Source organism: Maricaulis virginensis (genome assembly GCF_027922185.1).
GTDB lineage: Bacteria > Pseudomonadota > Alphaproteobacteria > Caulobacterales > Maricaulaceae > Maricaulis > Maricaulis virginensis.
In genome coordinates this window covers 149,382-171,256 of the sequence record NZ_BSFE01000002.1, presented here as the reverse complement: position 1 = coordinate 171,256, position 21,875 = coordinate 149,382, and the positions used below count along the sequence as shown (strand labels likewise).

Genomic DNA, 21,875 nt, shown 5'->3' with positions numbered 1-21,875 from the left:
GTTTCCATGAAACCGTTCAGGCGTTTAAGCCTTGGAAAGCAGGCCCGGACAATCTCCCCCGCAGATTTCAGGGGGAAACGGGATGAGCCGCCTTGTTCGCGATGTGATGACAGATGCGCCGGTGGTTTCGCCGGACACTTCGGGTGAGTTCGTCTACGACCTGTTCTCCGACGACAAGGACCTGCTGGTCGTTGCCGTGGTGCAGGACGGCCAGCCTGTGGGCATGGTGTCGCGCGACCGCTTCTTCGTGAAAATGGCCGACCGGCACGGCCGCGCACTGTTTTCCAAACGCCCGGTCACCTTCCTGATGAACAAGGATCCGCTGCTGGTCGAGGCGTCGACGCCGATCGCCGAGCTGAACATGCTGATCGTACGGGACCGGCCGTCAGCCCTGATGGAAGGCTTCCTGATCACCCGCAATGGCGACTATTGCGGTGTCGGGACCGCGCTGGACCTGTTCCGCGAGACCTCGCGGGAAAGCGCCGAGCGCAGCCACAAGCTCTCCGCCCTCGCCGAACAGCTGGGTCATGCGCGCATCGAGGCTCTGGCGGCGTCGAAGGCCAAATCGGAATTCCTGGCCACGATGAGCCACGAGATCCGCACGCCGCTGAACGGTGTGCTCGGCGTCGCGCAATTGCTGATGTCGACCGAGCTGAACGACGAACAGACCGAATTCGTGCGCGTGATCAATGACAGCGGCCAGATTCTCCTGCGCCTGCTGAACGATGTCCTCGACCTCTCGAAGATCGAGGCCGGCAAGATGGACCTCGACATCCAGGTCTTCGATCCCCACCGCATGGCCGCCGACGCCCGCACGCTCTGGCAGGCCCGCGCGCGGGAAAAGGCGATCGGCTTCTCCATCGAGGTGCAGGCTGGCAAGGACGACCGCTTCGAGGGCGATCCGGTGCGGCTGAAACAGGTCCTGTTCAACCTGGTCAGCAATGCGATCAAGTTCACCGAGACCGGTTCGGTCGATGTGGAAATGGGCTTTCACGCCATCGGCCGCCGCCGTCATGTCATGCGGGTCGAGGTGCGAGACACGGGCTGCGGCGTGCCCGAGGCTGCGCAGACGAAACTCTTCTCCGCTTTCACCCAGGCCGATGCCGAGACCACGCGCGCCCATGGCGGGACCGGGCTCGGGCTGACGATCTGCAAGCGCCTCGTCGAGCTGATGGGCGGCACGATCGGTTTCCGCACCACGGCCGGCCAGGGCTCGACTTTCTGGTTCGAAGTGCCCCTGAAGCGCGATATTGCCGAGCCGGCACCCGCCGCCGGGACGCCGGAGCCCGTCCAGGCCGCCCTGCCTGCGGGCGGTGTCCGTATTCTCGTCGCCGAGGACATTGCCGTGAACCGGGCCGTCGCCAGGGGCTTCCTGAACCTGCGCGGCTATGAGGCCGACTTCGTGGAAAACGGCGCTGCCGCACTCGAGGCGGTCCAGGCGCAACACTACGATCTCGTGCTGATGGATATGGAGATGCCGGTGATGGACGGCCTGCAGGCAACCGCCGCCATCCGCGCCCTGCCCGGGCCGGCCGGCCAGGTTCCGATTGTCGCCCTGACCGCAAACGCCCTGTCGAGCGCCCGGACGCGCTGCCGCGAAGCGGGCATGAATGATGTCGTCACCAAGCCGATCAACCAGGCCGAGTTCTTCGGCGCCATCGATGCCTGTCTCGGCGATCCGGCGAAACGGCAGACCAGCGCCGCAGCCTGATCCGGGTTGAAAGACCTGTCGCGCGGATGAAATAGGCTGCGTGATTTCGAAAACGCGCAGACGCCGCGCCCCCGGCGCTGTCATGCATCGGCCTGCCAACCACGGAGGTCGATATGGCTTTTCTCCCCGGCGCCCTTTTTGCCGCCACCTTGCTGCTCTCCCCCGCAGCACCCCAGACCGACACGACCCAGGACCGGCTGGACCGGCTGCACCAGCGTGTGCTGACCGCGTGCCGGCACGAAAATCGCCACGGTGCCATGGCCGCGCGCGGTGTGCGCTCCTGCGTCCGCGATACACTCGACCGCGCCGTCGAAGCGTCCGGCGACCGCTGTCTCCAGGCCCTGCATGCGGGCGCCGCGCTTCCCGCAACGCATGCAAGCTGCGATAACCGCTACCGGATTGCACAGCAGACCGGACCAGCACGGGATGAGCACGATCGAGATTCTTGATATCCTGGCGCGCGGCGGGACCTTCGCTCTCGCCGTGATGCTCGGCCTTCTCTTCCTGCGTGATGCCCGGCACAGCCTGGCGGCCCGTCTCGGCATCCTGTTCGCCACCGGCGTGGCTTGCTACGCGCTCCTGTCGTCCAACACGATCGCCGCCGTTCTCGGCCCCTTCGATCCGGTGCTGAACGTGTTCGCCGTGCCCACCGGCGTGTTCTTCTGGTGGTTCACCACAGCCCTGTTCGATACCGGCTTCCGCTGGCGGATGTGGCGCCTGCTGCCCATGCTGGCGGTTGTGCTGTGTGCGGCGGGCAATTTCCTGTCGCCCGGCGACAGCGTGTTCGCGATGATCTCCGCCAGCGGCTGGCAGATCATCAACATCTCGATGATGGGGCACGCCGCCATCCTGGCCCTGCGCGACTGGGGCGACGACCTGATCGAGCCCCGGCGCAAATTCCGCATCGCCTTCGCGATCCTGGTCGCCCTCCTGGGCATTGCCATATCCGCCCTGGAACTGCGCTATGCCCGTTCCAGCTTTCCCGACTGGGTCTTCCCCGCCCACGGCTTCACGCTCTTCATCCTAGCCATGGGATTTACCGGCTGGCTGGTTGCCACGCCCACCGACCTGTTCGGCGCCCGGGACAGGCGCCGCCGCGGCACCGGCGCGCGCGGCCGGGAGCTGTCACCGGAGAACCGCCCCCTCGCCCGCCGGCTGGAAGCCGCCATGGCCGAAGGACTCTATCGCGAACCCGGTCTCACCGTCGGCTCGCTGGCCGAGCATCTGGGCACGCGCGAGCACCGGCTGCGGCGGATCATCAACCAGGGGCTGGGCTACCGGAATTTCTCCGCCTTCCTCAACGCCCACCGGCTGGAAGAGGCCAAGCGGCTGCTCGCCGACCCGGACCGCGCCCATGACCAGGTCCTCACCATCGCGCTGGACCTGGGCTATGGCTCGATCGCGCCCTTCAACCGGGCCTTCCGCGCCGAAACCGGCACGACACCGACGGCTTTCCGTCGCGATGCGCTGAGCGGTTAGAGCAGTTTCAGCAAAAGTGGGTACCGGTTTTGCGGTTCGAAAATGCGGCCACTCAGGACCCGGCATTTTCAGCAAAAGTGGGTACCGGCTTTGCGGTTCGAAAATGCGACCGGTCAAAGGCCAGTGCAATCGCATCGGCCGCAATCGCGATGAAATCGCTCTAGAGATCCGGCTCGCTGTCCTTGAACACCTGGTGCGCGGCTTCGTCATAGCCATTGCGGCGCGAGATGATCAGGATGGCCGCCAGCCCGCCGCCGACGGCGACACTGACCACTGTGCCCAGGCCGAGGGCAATCCAGCCGTGAATGCCCATCGAGACCTCGGGCAGATTGCCCAGCCCCCAGACGATGAAGGCGAGACAGAGCAGGATCGCGACGACCGCGACGGCGATGAGGGGGATGTTGGTTCTGTTCATGGGGTCTTCTACCTGTTCCTGAGACGCAGGACCATGGCGGGCCCGGCCTGCGTGACGCTTCGCCGCACCACGCAAGCCGGGCCGTCACGGCAGCTCAGTGCCGGGCGACCTGCATGCGATTCCACAGATTGATCATCGCGATGAGTGCCGTCAGCGCGGCGATCTCGCGCGCCTCGAAATGACGCGCCAGCCCGGCGCGCAAGGGCTCCAGCTCTGCGGCCGGATCGATAATCGTCAGCGCCTCGGTCCAGGCGAAGGCGGCCTTTTCACGTGCGGTGAAGTCGGACATGTGACGCCAGGCCACCAGCCGGTCGAGACGTTCGTTCGTTTCCCCGTCCTCACGGGCCTCGCGCGTGTGCATCTTCACGCAGAAGGCACAGCCATTGATCTGAGAGGCCCGCAGCACGACGAGATGGCGCAGGGCAGGTTCCAGACCCGTCTCGAGGATGGCCGTCTGGGCCGCGATGAAGGCATTGAAGACGTCCGGCAGGTCGCGATCGGCACGGATTTCGGTATGGGCAGTCATGTCAGTCTCCCGGGTTGGCGAAGCAAAGGCTTCAGAACCCAAGACGCATGGCCGGCGCCGCGTGTGACAGATGCGCTGCGGAGTGCCGGGAAGGCTTGTCGCGCGTGTCGCGGACAGCCCGCCTTCGCCAAGGCTTCGGAGGACAAGCCTCTTCGCCCCAAGTGCGCGCTGCGGGTGGCTTGCCACCCGAAGCCCGCAGGGCGAAGGGTGGTGGCGAGGGAGAGACTTGAACTCTCGACCTCACGATTATGAGTCGTGCGCTCTAACCAGCTGAGCTACCTCGCCACGAGGTCTGTCCCGTTCGGGAGAGGGACGCCATATACGCGGCCCGCCCGCGGCTGGCAAGCCGCGAACGGGCCCCGATTTCAGTTGTGCCTGCTTTACGCGGCACGCACCTCGTTGAGGAATTGCTCGACCGCCGATTTCAGCGAGTCGGACTGGCGCGACACGGCCAGCGAAGCCTCGAGCACCTCGCCTGCGCTTTCGCCGGTTTCCGAGGTCGACTGGTCGACTTCCTGGATGTTGGAGAACACGTCGCGCGTGCCGTCCGCGGCTTCCTGGGCCGAGCGGGTAATCTCGCCCGCGGCCGCCCGCTGCTCTTCCATGGCAGCGGCGATGGCCGTCGCGATTTCCGACATTTCGTGGATCGTGCCGCCGATCGAGGACATCGCCTCGACCGCCTTGGCCGTCGCACCCTGGATGCCGGAGATGTGCTCGGAGATGTTCTGCGTCGCCGCACCGGTCTGGCTGGCCAGCGCCTTCACTTCCGACGCCACGACCGCGAAGCCCTTGCCGGCCTCGCCTGCGCGCGCCGCCTCGATGGTGGCGTTCAGGGCCAGGAGGTTGGTCTGCTCGGCGATGTCGTTGATGAGGCTGACGATATTGTCGATCGACTTGGCCGCATCGTCGAGACGCTGCACGTCCTCATTGGTGCGCTCGACCTGGTCGACGGCAGAACCGGCGATCTCGGTGGAGCGGGCGATCTGCTGCGAGATCTCGCCGATCGAGGAGACCATTTCCTCGGCCGCGGCGGCCACGGTCTGAACGTTCTGCGACGCGCCTTCGGAGGCCTGGGCCACGGCGGCAGACTTGCCGGTGGTGGCCGCCGCCGTCGAGCTCATGGCGCGGGCGGCGGCTTCCATGCGATGGGCCGCTTCGCCGACCTGGCTGAGTGCATCCGACGAGGCCTGTTCGAAGGCCTGGATCAGGCTTTCCACGGCCGCCGAACGCTTCTCCTTCATGCGGCGTTCCTGCTCGGTTTCCGCTTCCAGACGCGCACGCTCCTTGGCGTTCTGGCGGAACACGTCCACCGAGCGCGCCATGTCGCCGATCTCGTCCTGGCCGGGCGTGAAGCCCAGATTGACGTCATTGTCGCCGTCGGCCAGCGCGCGCATGGTGCGGGCCATCGCCGTCAGGCGCGCGAGCAGCGTATTGTTGACGTAGAACCAGGCAATCGCGAGCGCCACCACGAGGCCGATCGCCGCGATGGAGATCAGCAGGATCCGGCCGGCAATCACGGCGCCGTTGGCGGCGTCGGTCGCGTTGTCGACGCGGCCGGCGACCTGTTGCTTGTAACCTTCAACGCTGGCCAGCAGCGTTTCGGCCGACAGGCGCGCCTCCTCGGCGACCACTTCGGCCGCGACAACAGCGGCGAGTTCCGCCTTGCGCAGTTCGAAAATCCCGGTGTCGCCCTCACCGAAGGCGATCAGGGTGTCGGCCTGGCCGCGCATCACGTCGGACACGACCGGCCCGAGAATGGCGAGGTTCACATCCAGTTCGCCGACGGCTTCGTCCCAGCGGTCGAACACCGCGTCGACATCCGGATTGGTCGAGGCAATATCGACCTCTGTGTACTGGATCATCATCTGGTTGGCCGCCAGCAGCGAACGCAGCAGGCTTTCAATGTCCGCGTCGGTGCTGGTGTCGAGGGCATTCTCGACGCTGGAGGCAAACTGGGCGCGCGCCGTGCGGGCCTGCGCGGTCGCGTCATAGCGTTCGTCGCGGATCTGGAGCCGGCGATCCACCACCTCGTTCATGCTTTCGACGAGATCGGAGAGATCGGCGACGGCCGTCGCCAGTGCTGCGGTTTCCGCCTCGCCGCCGATCGACTGGAGATCCTCCAGTTCGGCCGTCAGCTGCTCGCGGTAATCGACGACGCGGTTGTAGTTGGCCAGGCGCGCATCCACCGTCGGGGACAAGGCAAAACTGGACAGCGCCTCGGAGAGGGCCTGGCTGTCTTCGCTCAGCGAATCGACGGCCTGCGTTTCCGGAATGGCACGCTCGGCAATCTGCTGCACGGCGTAATTGGCCGAATTGAAGCCGGTCACACCGACCACCGCCGCGATCAGCGTCATCGCCGATGTCAGACCGAATGCAGCCAGGAGCCGGACCCGGATACTCGAGGTCTTGCCGAGAAACTTGGCGAACACAGAATTCATTGGATGGCCCCTTACGGTTAATGCCCCCGATAAAAAGATACGGCGACGCTACCGCGCCGCCGTAAATGAATTCTTATTCTTGTGAGCGCTTTCCGGTTCTATCGCCGGATGGCGCAGTATTTCTTTATGTTCAGCCGCCGAGGTTGAAGTCGAAGCGCTGCTGGACACCTTCGGAAGCGGACGCGGCCGGCGCGTAGGCCCAGCCTTCGATGGCGCGCAGAACGGCGCGGTCGAACACGCCTTCCGGGCTCGCCTCGACGACCGTCGCGTTCTCCACCGTGCCTTCGGCCGAAACCGTGTACTCGACAACCGCATAGCCCTCGATCCCGCGGCGTTCGGCACCGCGCGGATATTCCGGTGCCTCGACCTGGGTGCGCTCGCGATCGTCCTGTGCCAGTGCCGGAGCCGCCGTGAAAGCCATCGCCGTCATTGCCGCTGCCAGAAACATGGTTCCCGTCTTGTTCATCGACATACCCTTCATCCAGTTCTTGGTTCGAGGCGCTGCCCGGGATTTTCCCCGTGTTCGAACGCCCGTTGATTTCCTGCGGACCCGTTCTGTCCGACGTGATGAAGAATGACCGAAACCGGTTGCCAAACGCTTAAGTGCGATTCGATTTTTCGAGCGGTTGTAGAATTTTTTTATCTCGTAAATTCAGTGTCTTAGCTGTTTTCAATTTGAAGATTTGGTTACCTGTGCCAAAACGCGACATGTCTTCGCCGGATTCTTCGTAAACATCGGATTAACCGCGAAAAAACAATTCGATCCTTCCTGGTCGCCCCAACCGGACCCCTTGCATGACCCCCACCGACCGCCGCATCGATGCCGACACGCTGACCGGGTTTCTCGCCGCCGTACTCACCTCGGCCGGAGCCCGCAAGCCTGACGCCGATTGTGTCGCGGCGCATCTGGCCGATGCCAATCTGAAAGGCCATGACAGTCACGGCGCCGGCCTGCTGCCGGTCTATGTCCACCATATCCGCAAGGGCCTGGTCGAGACCGGGGCGACCCCCTCCACGCTGACCGACACGCCGGTTCTGCTGCGCATCGGCGGCAATGGCGGATGGGGCGCGCCGACCGGTTTCGGCCTGATCGAGCAGGCCGGACAGAAGGCGAAGGCCGGCGGGCTGGCGGCGGCCACACTTGGCAATGTGCACCATCTCGGCCGTGTCGGCGCCTATGGCGAGCGGGCGGCGGCGGCCGGGCTGGCCTCGATCCATTTTGTCAGCGTCGGCGATCATGCGCCGCTGGTCGCACCCTTCCGCGGGTCCGACGCCCGTTTCGGCACCAACCCGGTCTGCATCGCCTTCCCGGCTACCGCCAACCGGCCTGCCTTCGTGCTGGACATGGCGACCAGCCGTATCGCGCTGGGCAAGGCACGGGTTGCGGCCAACAGGGGCATCGCGCTGGCCCAGGGCAATCTGATCGACGAGAAGGGACGGCCGACCACCGATCCCGGCGGCATGGCCGGTTTCGAGCTGAAGGGCGCACTCACCCCGATGGGCCGCCACAAGGGATACGGGCTGGCCTTTGCCTGCGAGATCCTGGGCGGCGTGCTGTCAGGGGCGGGCACGATCCAGCCGGGGCGCGAGCGGCGCGGCGGCCTGCAGAACGGGCTCTTCTCCATCCTGATCGATCCGGCCGCCTTCGGCGATCCGGCCTGGATGGAGGACGAGATCGAGGCGCTGGCCGATTATGTCCTCGCCTCGCCGCCCATGGACTGGGACAGCCCGGTTCTCTATCCCGGCGATCCCGAACGCGCCGCCGAGGGCAAGCGCCGCCGCGAGGGCATCCCCATGGACGACACCACGATCGCCCAGCTGAACAAGTCGGCCGAGATCGCCGGCTGTCCGGAGCGTCTCTAGGGCAAATGCTCCTTCGCGCACTTCAGAGCGCGAAGGAGCTTGCCGGTCAGGCCAGGCTCAGGCGGACATCCACATTATTGCGGGTGGCATTGGAATAGGGGCAGACCTGGTGAGCGGCGTCGACCAGCGCCTGTGCCGTATCGCGCTCCAGGCCCGGCAGGTCGACCTTGAGGTCGATGTCGAGGCCGAACCCGCCCTCGTCGCGCGGACCGATACCGACCGTCGTCTCGACCGTCGCCTCGGCCGGAACCTTCGTACCGACCTTGCCGGCCACGGCTTTCATGGCACCGATGAAACAGGCCGAATAGCCCGCCGCGAACAGTTGCTCCGGATTGGCGCCTTCGCCGCCCGCACCGCCGAGCTCCTTCGGCGTCGCCAGCCTGAACTTGAGCGTTCCGTCGAGGCTTTCCGCCGTACCGTCGCGGCCGCCGGTGGCCCGGGCCGTGGTCTTGTATGCAACCTTTACAGACATTGCGCGTCCTTCCTGATGAGCGGCCTCGCGGCCAGGTAACTTTTGCACGATTAAATCGCGCACGATATAATTGGGAAGCCGATGCCCCGTCGTCAAGCGCTTGCGATCATATCGCGTACGATTAAATTGATGGCCTTGTTCCAGCGAGAGCCGCAATGCCTGAAACCCCTGCCCCCGCCACCGTCCCGGAAAAGATCCGGCTGAACGATCTGGTCTGTTTCGCCGTCTATTCGGCGAACAATGCCTTCAATCGCTTCTACAAGCCGATCATGGCCGAGCTGGGCCTGACCTATCCGCAATTCCTGGTGCTGATGGCGCTGTGGGAAGAGGACGGCCAGGGCGTCGGCCAGCTGGGCGAACGGCTCGGCCTGGAATCCAACACGCTCACACCGCTGCTCAAACGCATGGAAACCGCCGGCGTCATCGAACGCCGCCGCGACCGGGCCGACGAGCGCCGCGTCGCCGTGCAGCTGACGCCGTCCGGCCGCGACCTGGAAGCCAAGGCCGGCGCCCTCCTCGCCTGCGTGCCGCAAGCCACGGGCATGACCAAGGACGAGCTGGTCGAGCTCAGAACCGCGGTCGAACGCCTGCGCGACAATCTCGCCTGCGCACGCGACGGCGACTGATCAGCTGCGCTCCAGCCCGCGCAGGGCGAACGTGTCGAGAATGTCCTCGCCGATCCGCTTGGGACGGCGGGTGTCGCGGTCGATCAGGCACCATTCCGTCGTCGCCCGCGCAGAGAAGCGCTTCGCCCCGGGTTTGCGGATATCGACATGCCGGTCAAAGCGCGGCCCGTGTACCCGGCCCAGCCAGGTGCGGATCTCGGCGGTCTCGCCGGGCTGGATGGCATCGCGATATTCGATCGTGTGCTTCAGCGCGATCCAGATATCGCTGGCAATCATCTCCGGCGTGGCGACACGGTGCCAGTGGGTGATGGCAATATCCTGGACCCAGCGCAGATAGACGACATTATTGACGTGGCCGAGTTCGTCGATATCGCCCGGGCCCGGCACGACGCGGCGCATCAGGGCCGTCTCGAAGGAAACACAGCCCAGACCTTCGCCCTCGACCGCCTGCTCCGGCCCGATCACCCCGGCCAGGGATATCGCGCTGTCATCCATCACACTCTCCTTCGCAGGTGCACAATATATGGATGGCGGCGAGGCAGGTGAAGGGGGGTGGGCCGCTGCGCGGCGAAACACGCTCGCGACCCCTTCTCCCCTTCCGGGGAGAAGGTGGGCGAAGCCCGGATGAGGGGCGCGCGGTCGCGCCGCGCTAAAGAAGAGTCTTTAAGTGGCCGCTCCCGCGGCCGCCCCTCACCCTGCCCTCTCCCCGGGAGGGGAGAGGAGAGCGTGGCCGGAGACCCCCGCCCCTATTTCGGCGCGGAGATATGGATCGGATGACCCAGCGCGGTCAGTGCAGCCTCCGCGAAGCCTTCGGTGAGGGTCGGGTGGACGTGGATCGTGCCGGAAATGTCTTCCAGCCGCGCCCCCATCTCGACCGCCAGGGCGAACTCGCCGGAGAGCTCGGAGACATGCGTGCCCACGGCGTGGATGCCCAGGATGACATGGTCGTCCTTGCGCGCGGTGACGCGGACGAAACCGCCATCCGTGCCGGCATCCATGGAGAGATAGCGGCCCGAGGCGGCCAGCGGGAACTTGCCCGTGATCACTTCTTCACCCTTCGCCTTCGCTTCGTCCGGCGTCAGGCCGACACCGACGACTTCCGGCTCGGTGAAGCACACCGCGGCGATGGCGACGGGATCGTGCACGCGGCGCTGGCCGGCAATGATCTCGGCGACCATCTCGCCCTGGGCCGTCGCCTTGTGCGCCAGAAGCGGCTCGCCGACGACATCGCCGATGGCATAGACGCCGCGCATGCCGGTGCGGCACTGGGCATCGACCTTGATGAACTTGCCATCCATGTCGAGGCCCATGTTTTCAAGGCCCCAGCCATCGAGGCACGCCTTGCGGCCGACGGCGACGAGGATCTTGTCGGCCTCGATCGACTGCGTGGCGCCCTTGGCGTCCTCATATTCCAGAACGGCCTTGCCGCCTTTTGTCTCGGTCACGCCCCTGGCCTTGCAGGAGAGGTGGACATCCACCTTGTGCTTCTTCAGCCACATCGTGATCGGGCGGGTGATTTCCTTGTCATAGAGCGGCAGGATGCGGTCCAGCGCCTCGATGAAGGTCACTTCGGTGCCCAGCTTGCGATAGGCGATGCCCAGTTCCAGGCCGATATAGCCCGCCCCGACAACGACCAGCTTTTCCGGACGTTCGGTCAGATCCAGTGCCTGGGTCGAACCGATCACCGACTTGCCGAAGGGCATGAAGGGCAGTTCGACTTCCACCGAACCGGTGGCCAGGATCACATTCTCGGCCGTGATCTCGACCTTCTCGCCATCCTCCTGCGTGACGATGCAGGTCTTGGCGTTGGAGAATTCGGCCCAGCCGGCGATGTGTTCGGCACCGGCGGCCTTGATCAGCTGCGCCACGCCGCCGGTCAGCTTGGAGACGATACCGTCCTTCCAGCCCACCAGCTTGCCCATGTCCAGCTTGGGCGCCTCGGACAGCGAGATGCCGAAGCGGTCGCCCCTGGCGGCCTCGGACATATGCTCGAACTCGGTCGCCGCATGGATCATCGCCTTGGAGGGGATGCAGCCGCGATTGAGGCAGGTCCCGCCCAGACCGTGCTTGTCGACAATAATCGTCTCGAGCCCCAGCTGGCCGGCGCGGATCGCAGCCGGATAGCCGCCCGGGCCACCACCGACGACGAGGACCTGGCAAGTGCGTTGTTGCATGGCGTGCGCTCCCTAGCCCATGAACAGGGTGGCCGGGTTCTCCAGGAACCCTTTGACCCGCTGGATCAGCATGGCGGCGTCATAGCCGTCGACGATGCGGTGGTCGAAACAGGATGACAGGTTCATCACCTTGCGCGGCACGACCTGGCCGTCAGCGTCATAGCGCGGCAGGGTCTGCATCTTGTTGACGCCGATGATGGCCGTTTCCGGCGCATTGAGGATCGGCGTGGTGACCAGACCGCCGATCGCCCCCAGCGAGGTGATGGTGATGGTCGAGCCGCTCAGCTCGTCCTTGGTCGCCTTGCCGTCCTTGGCGGCCTGGCCGAGACGGCCGAGCTCGCTCGCGATCTGCCAGATGTCCAGGCTTTCCGCGTGCTTGATCACCGGCACCATCAGACCGTTCGGCGTCGCTGCGGCGATGCCGCAATGGACGGCGTCATACTTGGTCAGCACCATGGCCTCGCCATCGAAATGGGCATTGGCCTGGGGCGTGTGGGGCAGGGCCCGCGCCAGCGCCATCACGAGGAAGGGGATGAAGGTCAGCTTGGGCTGGTCTTCGCGGCGGGTATTGTTGAGATGCGCCCGCAGCTCTTCCAGCGCGGTGACGTCGATCTCCTCGACATAGGCGATGTCGGGGATGGTGCGCTGGGCGCGCGACATGTTGTCGGAGATGCGCCGGCGCAGGCCGATCACCTTCTCCTCGGTGACACCGGTCTGCGGCGCACGGATCGCCGTGCCGCCCCCGCCGGACTTCGACGCGAGGCGTCCGCCGGACTTGATGAAATCGTCCAGGTCCTCGTGCGTGATACGCCCGGCCGGACCCGTGCCCGGCACCAGACCGAGATCGATATCCTTGTCCAGGGCCCGCTTGCGCACGGCCGGGCTGGCCAGCGGGCGCTCGCCGGTCATGCGGGCGGCCACGGAGGGCGCCGCAGCGGCCTGCTCCGGCTCGACGGGCTTTTTCGGCTCGGGCCGGGCCGGTGCTTCCGGTTCCGGCTCTTTCGCCGCGTCCCCGGCCGGAGCCGCGCCTTCGGTGGCGATGAACATGATCTCGGTGCCGACGGCGATGACGTCGCCCGGTGCCCCGACCAGCTTGGTGACGGTGCCGTTCACGGCGCAGGGGATTTCCACCGTCGCCTTGTCGGTCATCACGTCCAGCACGTGCTGGTCCTCGGTGACGGTGTCACCTTCCTTGACGTGCCATTCGACGATCTCGGCCTCGACGATCCCTTCGCCGACATCGGGCATCTTGTAGCGGTATTCGCTCATCTTAAGCCTCCAGAACGGCGTTCATCGCGTTGATGAAACGCTCCGGGCCCGGGAAGTAGGACCATTCATGCGCATGCGGGTAAGGCGTGTCCCAGCCGGTGACGCGCTGGATCGGCGCCTCGAGGGCGTAGAAGCATTCTTCCTGGATCTGCGCGGCCAGCTCGGCTGCGAAGCCGGAGGTGCGCGGCGCCTCCTGGGCAACGATGCAGCGGCCGGTCTTGTTGACCGAACGGGCGATCGTCTCGATGTCGTAGGGCACCAGGGTGCGCAGATCGATGATCTCCGCATCCACACCGGCCTTTTCGGCTGCCGCCTGGGCAACGAGCACCAGCGTGCCATAGGTGACGATGGTCACGGCATTGCCTTCGCGCACCACGTCCGCCTTGCCGATCGGCACGGTGTAGTGGCCCTCGGGCACCTCGCCCTTGGGATGCTTGCCCCAGGACGACAGGGCGCCGCCGGAATGCCCGTCGAACGGCCCGTTATAAAGACGCTTGGGCTCGAAGAAGATCACCGGATCCGGGCTCTCGATGGCCGAGATCAGCATGCCCTTCGCGTCATACGGGTTGGACGGCATCATCACCTGCACACCCGGGATATGGGTGAAGAAGGCTTCCGGGCTCATCGAGTGAGTCTGGCCGCCGCGGATACCGCCGCCGCAGGGCGTGCGGATCACGACCGGCGCGGTGAAGGTGCCGGCCGTGCGATAGCGCAGGCGCGACAGTTCGGAGACAATCTGGTCGAGGCCGGGGAAGATATAGTCGGCGAACTGGATTTCCGCGACGGGCTTGAGGCCGCGCGCCGCCATGCCGATCGCCATGGCGACGATGGCCGCCTCGTTGATCGGGGCGTCGAAGGAGCGGTCGAGACCGTATTTCTTCTGCAGGTTCGCCGTGACGCGGAACACGCCGCCGAAATAGCCGGCATCCTCGCCGAAGCTGACGACGTCGCCATCACGCTCCATCATCACGTCCAGGGCCGAGTTGAGGGCCTGGATCATGTTCATCGTGGCCATGTCCTAGACTCCCAGATCCTGGCGCTGGCGGCGCAGGCGCCAGTCCTGTTCGGCGTAAACATCCTCGAAGATGGAATTGACCGGCGACAGCGGGCCGTCATGCAGCGTGCCGTGGCTCTCCGCTTCCTTGTAGGAGGCGATCACCAGCTCGTTCTGTTCCTTCTCCAGCGCGGTGTGACGCGCCTCGTCCCACTCGCCCAGACCGATGAGATGGTTCTTCAGGCGCGCGATCGGATCGCCCAGCGGCCAGATCTCGTTCTCGCCCCTGGGCCGGTAGCCGGACGGATCGTCCGAGGTGGAGTGCGCATCGGCGCGATAGGTGTAGGTCTCGATCACCGTGGCGCCATGACCGGCCCGGGCGCGCTCGGCGGCCCATTGCGTGGCGGCATAGACGGCGAGGAAGTCATTGCCGTCGACCCTCAGCGAGGCTAGGCCGTAGCCGATACCCTTAAGCGCGAAGCTGGGCGACTGGCCGGCGGCGATGCCCTGGAAGGTCGAGATGGCCCACTGATTGTTGACGACGTTGAGGATGACCGGCGCCTTGTAGGTCGAGGCCAGCACCAGCGCGCCATGGAAATCGCCCTCGGCGGTCGAACCCTCGCCGATCCAGCTCGCGGCGATCTGCTTGTCACCCTTGTACTGGCACGCCATCGCATAGCCCACGGCCTGCGGGAATTGCGTCGCCAGATTGCCGGAGATCGAGAAGAAATTGCCTTCGGCCCAGGTGTAGTGCACCGGCAATTGCCGGCCCTTCAGATTGTCACGGCTGTTGGAGATGCAGTGGCACATCATGTCGACGATGTTGCGGCCGCGCGCAAACAGGATGCCCTGCTGGCGGTAGGACGGGAAGACCATGTCGCCCTTGTCCAGCGCCATCGCGCCGGCAACGGCCACCGCCTCCTCGCCCGTCGACTTCATGTAGAAGCTCATCTTGCCCTGGCGCTGCAGCTTCAGCATGCGGTCGTCATAGGCGCGGGTGAGCATCATGTGGCGCAGGCCCTCGCGCAGCACGTCCGGCTGCAGCTTGGGATCCCAGTCGCCGACGGCCTGGTGGTTGTGATCGAGCACACCGATCAGGCCGAGCGCCAGGTCGCGCGTCTCCATGCCCGCAACGGACGGGTCGGGACGCGGCGCCTCACCGGCAGCCTGCAGGTCGAGATGGGAGAAGTCGGGCGTGTCGCCGGGCCGGACATGAGGCGCCGGAACATGGAAGCGGGGTTCGTCTTGTGCCATGGGCTCTCGCTGAACTGATGGGGCGTCTGGGCCCCGGCAATCGCCGCGATATACTGGCTCGCGAGCGCGAGACGGCGTCTAACGCGGATGGACAGGTCTTGTCTACCGTTGGAATGCGGCGCCATTTCGGGGTTCGCAAGTGCAATATATTGGATTAATTTCGCAGAAATCCATGGTTTGAGGAAATAATGACCGCCACTCTCGACACGATTGATGTCCGCATTCTGGAAGCCCTGCAGGAAGATGCCGGCCGTTCGGTCGCCGATATCGCCGAAATCGTCGGCCTGACACCCTCGCCCTGCTGGCGCCGGATTCGGCGGCTGGAGACCGAGGGCATCATCAAGCGCCGCTCGGTCCAGCTCGACCGCCGCGCCATCGGCCTGATGTTCACCGCCTATCTGGAAGTGAAGATCCAGCCGGCCCGCAAGGCGAATTACGAAAAGTTCGAAAGCGCCATCCAGTCCTTCAAGGAAGTCACCGAGGCCGCCACCATGACCGGCCCCTATGACTACCTGCTCAAGGTCGTGACGCCGGACATCGATAGCTATAACGACTTCATGTACGAGAAGATGATCCCGCTCGACGTGGTCGGCGACTTCCGCACCTCCGTGCAGATCCGCAATGTGAAGGAAGGCCGCGGCCTGCCCCTCAACCATATCGAGGACTAGGTGGCCCTTCGCCAGCGCAGCATGACGGGGCCGCTCCTGTGGGGCGCCGCGATCCTCGTCACGCTGGTCATCGTGATCGTTCTGCGGTTCGACTTCTCCGGCAATCTGGAGATCGATGCCTGCCTCGATGCAGGCGGACGCTGGGACCGCGCCGCGTCGGCCTGCGATTTCACCCCGCCTCAGGAAGAGACCAGCCGCGGCAGGACAACCGCGCGGTAGGCCCGCTCGATCTCCTCGTCCAGCGCTTCGGGGACAGGCGCGCCCGGCATGTAGAGCTTCACGGCACCCAGGGGAAAGCCGATCAGGCCGAGCCGTGCGATTTCCAGGGGCAGGCCTGTGCGCCGGCAGAAGGCTTCGATCGCCGCCATCACCCGGTCATTGACCGTGGCGAGCTCGGCCTGCAGCGCCTCCGGCGTGTCGTCCGACATCAGCTCGCTGCGCCGGCAGCAGACCAGGATCAGCGCCTTGTCCGGCTCGTCGCGGCAGAAGCGCGGCGTCTCCAGCGCCGCTGCCAGGCCCGGCACCTCGCCGGGCTGATCGAGGGCTGCGAGAAAACGGGCATGAAATGCGGCCAGCGTGTCCAGCCAGGCCCGCGCCAGCAGTCCCTCGCGCGAACCGAAGCGGTGATAGAGCGAGCCGACCGAGACGCCGGTCTGCTCGACCACGCTCTGCATGCGCACCTCGCCGTCACGCACCAGCATGCGGCCAACCGCCGCAAACACATCATCGTCGGAGAATGTTGACCGCCGGCCCATATTAGAACATTATTTCTAGAATAAGTTTTCCAATACGAGTCACTATCATGCCCCTCCTGCTCTGGCTAGCGGCCGCGATGGCCCTGTTCACCACACTGGTTCACACATTCGCGGGCGGCCGGGAAGTCGCGCGGCCGCTGCTCGACAGCGACACCCTGCCGCCGGCTTCGAAATGGCTGAACTATTATTGCTGGCACATCACCACCATCCTGCTCGCCTTCATGGCCGCAGGCTATGCTCTCGCCGCCTGGGATGCGGGTTACCGGCCGATCGCGCTTTTCCTGACGCCGCTATGCGCCGCGCTGAGCGTGCTGAGTGCGGCTGTCGCGATGAAGGGCGGCATCGCGCCGCTCAAACTGCCCTCGACCAGCCTGTTCGCCGCCACGGCTGCGCTCGGCGCGGCCGGACTGGCGCTCTAGCGGGAGACATAAACGATGCTTCTGATCGCCGCCGCCCTGACCGTGCTGATCGGCCTCTATCACTCCATCGCCGGCGAGCAGCGCCTCATCCGGCCGCTGCTGACGATGGACACCCTGCCCCGCCTGCGCGGCAGTACGGACTTCACACGGGCGCTGATCCGCACGGCCTGGCATATCACCACCCTCGCCTGGTTCGGACTGGCCGGTATCCTCGTTGTGATGGACGGGCAGACCGGCGCCGGACGGACCACCATTCTCGGCATTGTTGCGGCGGTGTTTGCTGTCAGCGGCGCGGCGGCCCTGTTCTTCGGACGCGGGCGGCACCCGGCCTGGCTGGCCTTCCTGCCGATCGCCGGCCTGTCGGCCTTCGCCGCTTTTCAGGGCTAAGCCGGACCCCAAGAGAAAGGGCGCAGCCGGCCGGCCGCGCCCTTCTTCGTTCCAGTCTGGCCGGTCTGGCGAAACGCTTACGCCAAGCGCTCGACAGCCACAGCCGTGGCTTCACCACCGCCGATGCACAGCGAGGCAACGCCCTTCGTCTTGCCGGCCTTTTCCAGGGCCGCCAGCAGCGTCACCATGATGCGGGCACCGGAGGCGCCGATCGGGTGACCCAGGGCGCAGGCGCCGCCATTGACGTTGATGATGTCGTGGGAAATGCCCAGCTCTTTCATCGCGATCATCGGCACGACGGCGAAAGCCTCGTTGATCTCCCACAGATCGACATCCTCGACCTGCCAGCCGGCCCGCTCGACAACCTTGCGCATGGCAGGCACCGGCGCGGTGGTGAAATAGGCCGGCTCGTGGGCGTGGGCCGCCGTGGCGGCGATACGGGCGATCGGCTTGATGCCGCGGCGCTCGGCTTCGGACTGGCGCATCATCACCAGCGCTGCCGCACCGTCGGAGATGGCCGACGCATTCGCCGCCGTGACCGTGCCGTCCTTGGAGAAGGCCGGACGCAGGGACGGGATTTTCTCCGGCATCGCCTTGCGCGGCAGTTCGTCGGTATCGACCGTCACATCGCCCTTGCGGGTCTGGATCGTCACCGGCGTGATCTCGCGCTTGAAATCGCCCTCCTTGGTCGCGCGCTGGGCGCGGGCCAGGGTTTCCAGGGCATAGGCATCCTGCTGCTCGCGGGTGAACTGGTGTTCTTCCGCGATCATGTCGGCATAGACGCCCATCGGCTTCTTCTCGTAGGCGTCCTCGAGACCGTCCTGGGCCATGTGGTCCTTGATCGTGTCATGACCGTATTTGAAGCCGGCGCGATGCGTGGGCAGCATGTGCGGGGCGTTGGTCATCGATTCCATGCCGCCGGCGATGATGATCTCGGCATCGCCCGAGGCAATCGCCGCACGGCCCATGATCGCCGCCTGCATGCCCGAACCGCACATCTTGTTCAGCGTGGTCGCCTCGACGGATTTGGGCAGGCCGGCCTTGATCGCGGCCTGGCGGCCCGGCGCCTGGCCCTGGCCGGCCATCAGCACATTGCCCATCAGGATCTGGTCGACATCGTCGCCGGCGAGACCGGCCTCTTCCATCGCCGCCTTGACGGCAATCGCACCGAGTTCGTTGGCCGAAAGCGGCGCCAGCTCACCCAGCAGGCCGCCCATCGGGGTGCGGGCCATGCCGACGATGACAATGGGATCGTCGCTAGCACTCATTTCGTGTCTCCTCAGGGGTTGGTTTCGTCTCTAGTCTGGCGCGCATGATCGAAAGATGCGGCACAGCGTCAAGCATTTTCGCAGATGCAACATCCGCGGTCCGGACCTGGCCGCGATTGTCCGATTGGGGACAATCCCTTCTGCTGTTTGCCGTTTTTGCGCTCATCGCTGCCTATTTGGGGCAACATGAATCACTGTTCAAGTTTTCCCTGACCGATGAATGGCGGCCATTCATCGCCATTGCGGCGGCCGCAATCCTGGTCCCCGCGCTCGCCGAAGAGATGATTTTCCGGGTCCTGCTCGGCGGCCGGACCGGCTGGCTGAGAGCCGCCCTCGCCCTGACCGCCTTCGTGCTCTGGCACCCCGTACAGGTCTGGCTCGGCCTGCCGATGGCCCAGCCGGTCTTTCTGGAGCCGGCCTTCCTGGCGATCGTGGCGCTGCTCGGCCTGGTGTGTACTTTGGCCTGGCGCCGCAGCGGCTCGGTCTGGCCCGCCGTCATGATCCATTGGCTGACCGTGGTGGCCTGGAAAGGGCTGACGGTTCCGGGTTAGATCTTGTCCGATACCAGCCGCTGGGCCGTTTGCCTCAGGTGCGCTTTCACCTCTTCGGGCGTATAGCGCCGGGGATCGGCCAAAGCTTCTTCCAGCGACTGCCGCAACTCAGCCAGCTTCGCCTCGCGTTCAGCAATGAGGCGCAAACCGTCTTCCACCACTTCGGCCTCCGTCTTGTAACGGCCCTGCTCCACCTGCTCCTTCACGAAGATCTGCCAGCGCTTTTCGAGCGAAATGGACATGGGACGCCTCCTTGAGGTTGCAATTCTAGCACGCTTCGGTGCGGGATGCTCCCCTTTTGTTCCGCGCGGGCAAGCCAGTGTGAGACCGATCCCGTCAGAGATGTGTGCAACACACCCCGCCATTGATCTCTTGTCAGCCAGCGGGCCTCAGTCTTTCAATCCGGTCAAGGGTGAAACCGCGACGCGGCGCCAGAGGCGCCCTTGACCGGATTGAAAGACTGAGGCGGAATCCCGGCAAGAGATCAATGCCCGAAAGTGACCGCCGTCGCCTAGTCATCTGCCAGTCCCCGGCTGACCTCGCTTGCTACGATCAGCATTCCGAATGCGACAAGCACAACCCAGTAGGGAGGCTCAGTGAGCAGAAGCATTACGAACGAGGCTAGCGCCGGCCGCTCCCAATCCAGTTTGATTTCCACTTGGCGCATCTCCCAGCAAAAGAAAGAAACAAGCTGAGCGCCGTGGGCATTGTTTTATCTCAGTTCAATCGCAAGGCCGGTCAAGTGGCGTGAGTTCGAAAACACAGGCGCCGACAGAGTACGCGTTAACGATTGATGGCAGCGGTGGACAACAGAACAAAACCTTTTATTGGCAGACACTTGACGGACCCGCGCCTCACAACCAAAGACCGAATTTCAATCACTTAGGGAGTGAGTTTATCCACAGCGCGGAACACGCGCCCCTGCCCTCACCCGATCAGCCGCACACCCGTACCCGCATTCCCCCGCCCGCTCGTCGACGCGATCCAGCCGCCGCCCAGCACGCGGTCTTCGTCATCGCTGGAATAGAAGACGCAGGCCTGGCCCGGCGCGACGCCCTCCTCGCCCTTGGCGAGGACGACGCTGACGCTGTCGCCATCGACCGCCAGGGCGGCCGGCACGGGCGGCCGCGTCGAGCGCACCTTCACGCGCACGGGCGCGCCATCCGACAGGGCATCATCGCCCAACCAGTTGACCTCCTTCAGGCCGATCGTGTCGACTTCCAGCGCCTCGCGCGGGCCGACAATCACCTGCGCCGTTTCAGCGTCGAGGCGCACGACATAAAGCGGATCGCCCAGGGCAATATTCAGCCCGCGGCGCTGACCGACGGTATAGCGGATCACCCCGTCATGATTGCCCAGCACCCGGCCGTCGACATGCACGATCTCGCCCGGCCGCGAGGCGCCGGGACGCACTTTCTCGACAATGTCGACGTAGCGGCCCTGGGGCACAAAGCAGATGTCCTGGCTGTCCGGCTTGTCGGCGACGATGAGGCTGAAGGCCTCGGCCAGCCGGCGCGTCTGGTCCTTGTTCAGATGGCCCAGCGGGAAGCGCAGGAAATCCAGCTGCTCATGCGTGGTCGCGAACAGGAAGTAGGACTGGTCCTTGCCGGCATCGGCGGCCCGGCGCAGCTCCGGCCCGTTCGGGCCGGCCACGCGCTGGATGTAATGCCCGGTCGCCATGCAGGCCGCACCCAGCTGGCGCGCCGTGTCCAGGAGATCGGCAAACTTGACCGTCTGGTTGCAGCGCACGCAGGGAATGGGCGTGTAGCCGGCCAGATAGGTATCGGCGAACTCCTCGATCACCGCCTCGCGGAACCGGCTTTCATAGTCGAGCACATAATGCGGAAAGCCGCAGGCCTCGGCGACGCGCTTGGCGTCGTAGATGTCCTGACCGGCACAGCAGGCGCCCTTCTTCTGGATCGCGGCGCCATGATCATAGAGCTGCAGCGTCACGCCGACGACATCATAGCCGGCGCGGTGCAGCACGGCCGCCGTGACGGAACTGTCGACGCCGCCGGACATGGCCACCACAACGCGATGGTCTGCCGGGTTGCCGCCCAGCCCCAGCGGATCGCCGGACAGGTTGAATTCGGAAAGCAGTGCATCGGCGCGCGCCAGGGCATCGCCGGAAACCAGCGTGGTCATTCTTGCGCCTCCAACGGGGTCAAGGCCCGGAGCAAACGGTTATCGATTGCGGTGATATAGAAGAAAGGGAGCGCAATGACGAGTCGGTCAGGCTCACGCCAAGGTCAAAGCCCGAAAGAGAGCTGGTCTCTCCAAGCCAGAAAAAACAAAACCCCAATTCCGAGGACTATGGCGATCAGCCAAACTCCAGGATTGGTAGTGTCCATCCGATCAAAGACATCGCGCGGGGCTTCGCCGTCGGCTCTGGTTGATCTTGCGGACAGGACAAACCAAACAACACCCAGCCCGACGATGCTGACAACGGTGGCGACAGTAGCAGCAAGGCCTGGTTCTCCGCCATTTAACAGGAGAGCCAACGCGAAGACGGCACACCACAGCCCCACTATTGCGGCAAGAGCAGCTTTCATGAAGCTAGCTTATTCGAGATAGCTACTCCCACAATGCTCTGCCCCGCAACGGCG

The 21,875-nt window shown here is 65.2% G+C and carries 25 protein-coding genes and 1 tRNA gene; 10 read left to right on the top strand and 16 right to left on the bottom strand.

Annotated elements, in window-relative coordinates:
* The first annotated feature begins 82 nt into the window (after positions 1–82).
* The 3 genes from PKE71_RS04165 to PKE71_RS04155 all read left to right on the top strand — a co-directional run bounded on the left by PKE71_RS04165 (position 83) and on the right by PKE71_RS04155 (position 3,190).
* Positions 83–1,711, top strand: coding sequence for an ATP-binding protein (locus tag PKE71_RS04165; RefSeq protein WP_271185700.1), 1,629 nt, complete (start codon positions 83–85; stop codon positions 1,709–1,711).
* A 113-nt stretch (positions 1,712–1,824) separates the two neighbouring features.
* Positions 1,825–2,160 carry a hypothetical protein gene (locus PKE71_RS04160; protein ID WP_271185699.1) on the top strand — a complete coding sequence of 112 codons (336 nt, stop codon included), beginning with the start codon at positions 1,825–1,827 and terminating at the stop codon, positions 2,158–2,160.
* Positions 2,138–3,190 carry a helix-turn-helix domain-containing protein gene (locus tag PKE71_RS04155; RefSeq protein ID WP_271185698.1) on the top strand — a complete coding sequence of 351 codons (1,053 nt, stop codon included), beginning with the start codon at positions 2,138–2,140 and terminating at the stop codon, positions 3,188–3,190. Before PKE71_RS04160 ends, PKE71_RS04155 begins: the two co-directional genes overlap by 23 nt.
* A gap of 160 nt (positions 3,191–3,350) precedes the next feature.
* On the opposite strand, the gene PKE71_RS04150 is transcribed toward PKE71_RS04155, so the two are convergent.
* The 5 genes from PKE71_RS04150 to PKE71_RS04130 all read right to left on the bottom strand — a co-directional run bounded on the left by PKE71_RS04150 (position 3,351) and on the right by PKE71_RS04130 (position 7,035).
* Positions 3,351–3,605 (bottom strand): hypothetical protein, encoded by a 255-nt coding sequence (locus PKE71_RS04150; protein ID WP_271185697.1) that lies wholly within the window; start codon positions 3,603–3,605, stop codon positions 3,351–3,353.
* A 94-nt stretch (positions 3,606–3,699) separates the two neighbouring features.
* A complete protein-coding gene (locus PKE71_RS04145) occupies positions 3,700–4,131 on the bottom strand; it encodes a carboxymuconolactone decarboxylase family protein (protein WP_271185696.1) in 432 nt (143 codons plus the stop codon).
* 208 nt (positions 4,132–4,339) lie between these two features.
* Positions 4,340–4,416: transfer RNA gene (locus PKE71_RS04140), tRNA-Met, on the bottom strand.
* 95 nt (positions 4,417–4,511) lie between these two features.
* Positions 4,512–6,569, bottom strand: a complete 2,058-nt coding sequence (locus tag PKE71_RS04135) for a methyl-accepting chemotaxis protein (RefSeq protein WP_271185695.1) — start codon at positions 6,567–6,569, stop codon at positions 4,512–4,514.
* Between the two features lie 130 nt (positions 6,570–6,699).
* Positions 6,700–7,035 carry an energy transducer TonB gene (locus tag PKE71_RS04130; RefSeq protein WP_271185694.1) on the bottom strand — a complete coding sequence of 112 codons (336 nt, stop codon included), beginning with the start codon at positions 7,033–7,035 and terminating at the stop codon, positions 6,700–6,702.
* A gap of 329 nt (positions 7,036–7,364) precedes the next feature.
* On the opposite strand from PKE71_RS04130, the gene PKE71_RS04125 reads away from it, so the two are divergent.
* Positions 7,365–8,432 carry a malate/lactate/ureidoglycolate dehydrogenase gene (locus PKE71_RS04125; RefSeq protein ID WP_271185693.1) on the top strand — a complete coding sequence of 356 codons (1,068 nt, stop codon included), beginning with the start codon at positions 7,365–7,367 and terminating at the stop codon, positions 8,430–8,432.
* A gap of 46 nt (positions 8,433–8,478) precedes the next feature.
* On the opposite strand, the gene PKE71_RS04120 is transcribed toward PKE71_RS04125, so the two are convergent.
* Complete coding sequence (locus tag PKE71_RS04120; protein WP_271185692.1) at positions 8,479–8,904, bottom strand: organic hydroperoxide resistance protein; 426 nt, start codon at positions 8,902–8,904, stop codon at positions 8,479–8,481.
* A gap of 155 nt (positions 8,905–9,059) precedes the next feature.
* On the opposite strand from PKE71_RS04120, the gene PKE71_RS04115 reads away from it, so the two are divergent.
* Positions 9,060–9,530 (top strand): MarR family winged helix-turn-helix transcriptional regulator, encoded by a 471-nt coding sequence (locus PKE71_RS04115; RefSeq protein ID WP_271185691.1) that lies wholly within the window; start codon positions 9,060–9,062, stop codon positions 9,528–9,530.
* Here PKE71_RS04115 and PKE71_RS04110 read toward each other — a convergent pair whose 3' ends face one another.
* The 5 genes from PKE71_RS04110 to PKE71_RS04090 form a co-directional block, all read right to left on the bottom strand.
* Entirely contained in the window at positions 9,531–10,025 is a 495-nt protein-coding gene (locus PKE71_RS04110; RefSeq protein WP_271185690.1) for an acyl-CoA thioesterase, read from the bottom strand.
* Between the two features lie 251 nt (positions 10,026–10,276).
* The gene (gene lpdA / locus PKE71_RS04105) at positions 10,277–11,704 is read right to left on the bottom strand and encodes a dihydrolipoyl dehydrogenase (protein WP_271185689.1); all 1,428 of its coding nucleotides are present in this window, start codon (positions 11,702–11,704) and stop codon (positions 10,277–10,279) included.
* 12 nt (positions 11,705–11,716) lie between these two features.
* Positions 11,717–12,973: a dihydrolipoamide acetyltransferase family protein gene (locus tag PKE71_RS04100; protein ID WP_271185688.1), complete on the bottom strand. Its 1,257-nt coding sequence runs from the start codon at positions 12,971–12,973 to the stop codon at positions 11,717–11,719.
* Between the two features lies 1 nt (position 12,974).
* Positions 12,975–13,988, bottom strand: a complete 1,014-nt coding sequence (locus PKE71_RS04095) for an alpha-ketoacid dehydrogenase subunit beta (RefSeq protein WP_271185687.1) — start codon at positions 13,986–13,988, stop codon at positions 12,975–12,977.
* Between the two features lie 3 nt (positions 13,989–13,991).
* Complete coding sequence (locus PKE71_RS04090; protein ID WP_271185686.1) at positions 13,992–15,221, bottom strand: thiamine pyrophosphate-dependent enzyme; 1,230 nt, start codon at positions 15,219–15,221, stop codon at positions 13,992–13,994.
* Positions 15,222–15,409: 188 nt separating this feature from the next.
* Between PKE71_RS04090 and PKE71_RS04085 the strand changes: the two genes are divergently transcribed.
* Positions 15,410–15,889 carry an Lrp/AsnC family transcriptional regulator gene (locus PKE71_RS04085; RefSeq protein ID WP_271185685.1) on the top strand — a complete coding sequence of 160 codons (480 nt, stop codon included), beginning with the start codon at positions 15,410–15,412 and terminating at the stop codon, positions 15,887–15,889.
* Positions 15,890–16,108 (top strand): hypothetical protein, encoded by a 219-nt coding sequence (locus PKE71_RS04080; RefSeq protein WP_271185684.1) that lies wholly within the window; start codon positions 15,890–15,892, stop codon positions 16,106–16,108. It begins immediately after the preceding gene.
* On the opposite strand, the gene PKE71_RS04075 is transcribed toward PKE71_RS04080, so the two are convergent.
* Positions 16,069–16,644: a TetR/AcrR family transcriptional regulator gene (locus PKE71_RS04075; protein WP_271185683.1), complete on the bottom strand. Its 576-nt coding sequence runs from the start codon at positions 16,642–16,644 to the stop codon at positions 16,069–16,071. The two genes, PKE71_RS04080 and PKE71_RS04075, sit on opposite strands and share 40 nt — an antisense overlap.
* A 47-nt stretch (positions 16,645–16,691) precedes the next feature.
* Here PKE71_RS04075 and PKE71_RS04070 point away from each other — a divergent pair, with 47 nt between their 5' ends.
* Both PKE71_RS04070 and PKE71_RS04065 read left to right on the top strand, forming a co-directional pair.
* Positions 16,692–17,063 (top strand): hypothetical protein, encoded by a 372-nt coding sequence (locus PKE71_RS04070; RefSeq protein WP_271185682.1) that lies wholly within the window; start codon positions 16,692–16,694, stop codon positions 17,061–17,063.
* A gap of 15 nt (positions 17,064–17,078) precedes the next feature.
* Complete coding sequence (locus PKE71_RS04065) at positions 17,079–17,450, top strand: hypothetical protein (protein ID WP_271185681.1); 372 nt, start codon at positions 17,079–17,081, stop codon at positions 17,448–17,450.
* Between the two features lie 77 nt (positions 17,451–17,527).
* On the opposite strand, the gene PKE71_RS04060 is transcribed toward PKE71_RS04065, so the two are convergent.
* Positions 17,528–18,718: a thiolase family protein gene (locus tag PKE71_RS04060; RefSeq protein WP_271185680.1), complete on the bottom strand. Its 1,191-nt coding sequence runs from the start codon at positions 18,716–18,718 to the stop codon at positions 17,528–17,530.
* A gap of 116 nt (positions 18,719–18,834) precedes the next feature.
* Here PKE71_RS04060 and PKE71_RS04055 point away from each other — a divergent pair, with 116 nt between their 5' ends.
* Positions 18,835–19,269, top strand: a complete 435-nt coding sequence (locus PKE71_RS04055; protein ID WP_271185679.1) for a CPBP family glutamic-type intramembrane protease — start codon at positions 18,835–18,837, stop codon at positions 19,267–19,269.
* Here the strand turns inward: PKE71_RS04055 and PKE71_RS04050 are convergent.
* The 3 genes from PKE71_RS04050 to PKE71_RS04040 form a co-directional block, all read right to left on the bottom strand.
* Entirely contained in the window at positions 19,266–19,511 is a 246-nt protein-coding gene (locus tag PKE71_RS04050; protein ID WP_271185678.1) for a type II toxin-antitoxin system ParD family antitoxin, read from the bottom strand. The genes PKE71_RS04055 and PKE71_RS04050 overlap by 4 nt on opposite strands.
* A gap of 685 nt (positions 19,512–20,196) precedes the next feature.
* Positions 20,197–21,414 (bottom strand): tRNA 2-thiouridine(34) synthase MnmA, encoded by a 1,218-nt coding sequence (mnmA, locus tag PKE71_RS04045; protein WP_271185677.1) that lies wholly within the window; start codon positions 21,412–21,414, stop codon positions 20,197–20,199.
* A 104-nt stretch (positions 21,415–21,518) separates the two neighbouring features.
* Positions 21,519–21,821 carry a hypothetical protein gene (locus tag PKE71_RS04040; protein WP_271185676.1) on the bottom strand — a complete coding sequence of 101 codons (303 nt, stop codon included), beginning with the start codon at positions 21,819–21,821 and terminating at the stop codon, positions 21,519–21,521.
* Positions 21,822–21,875: the final 54 nt, after the last annotated feature.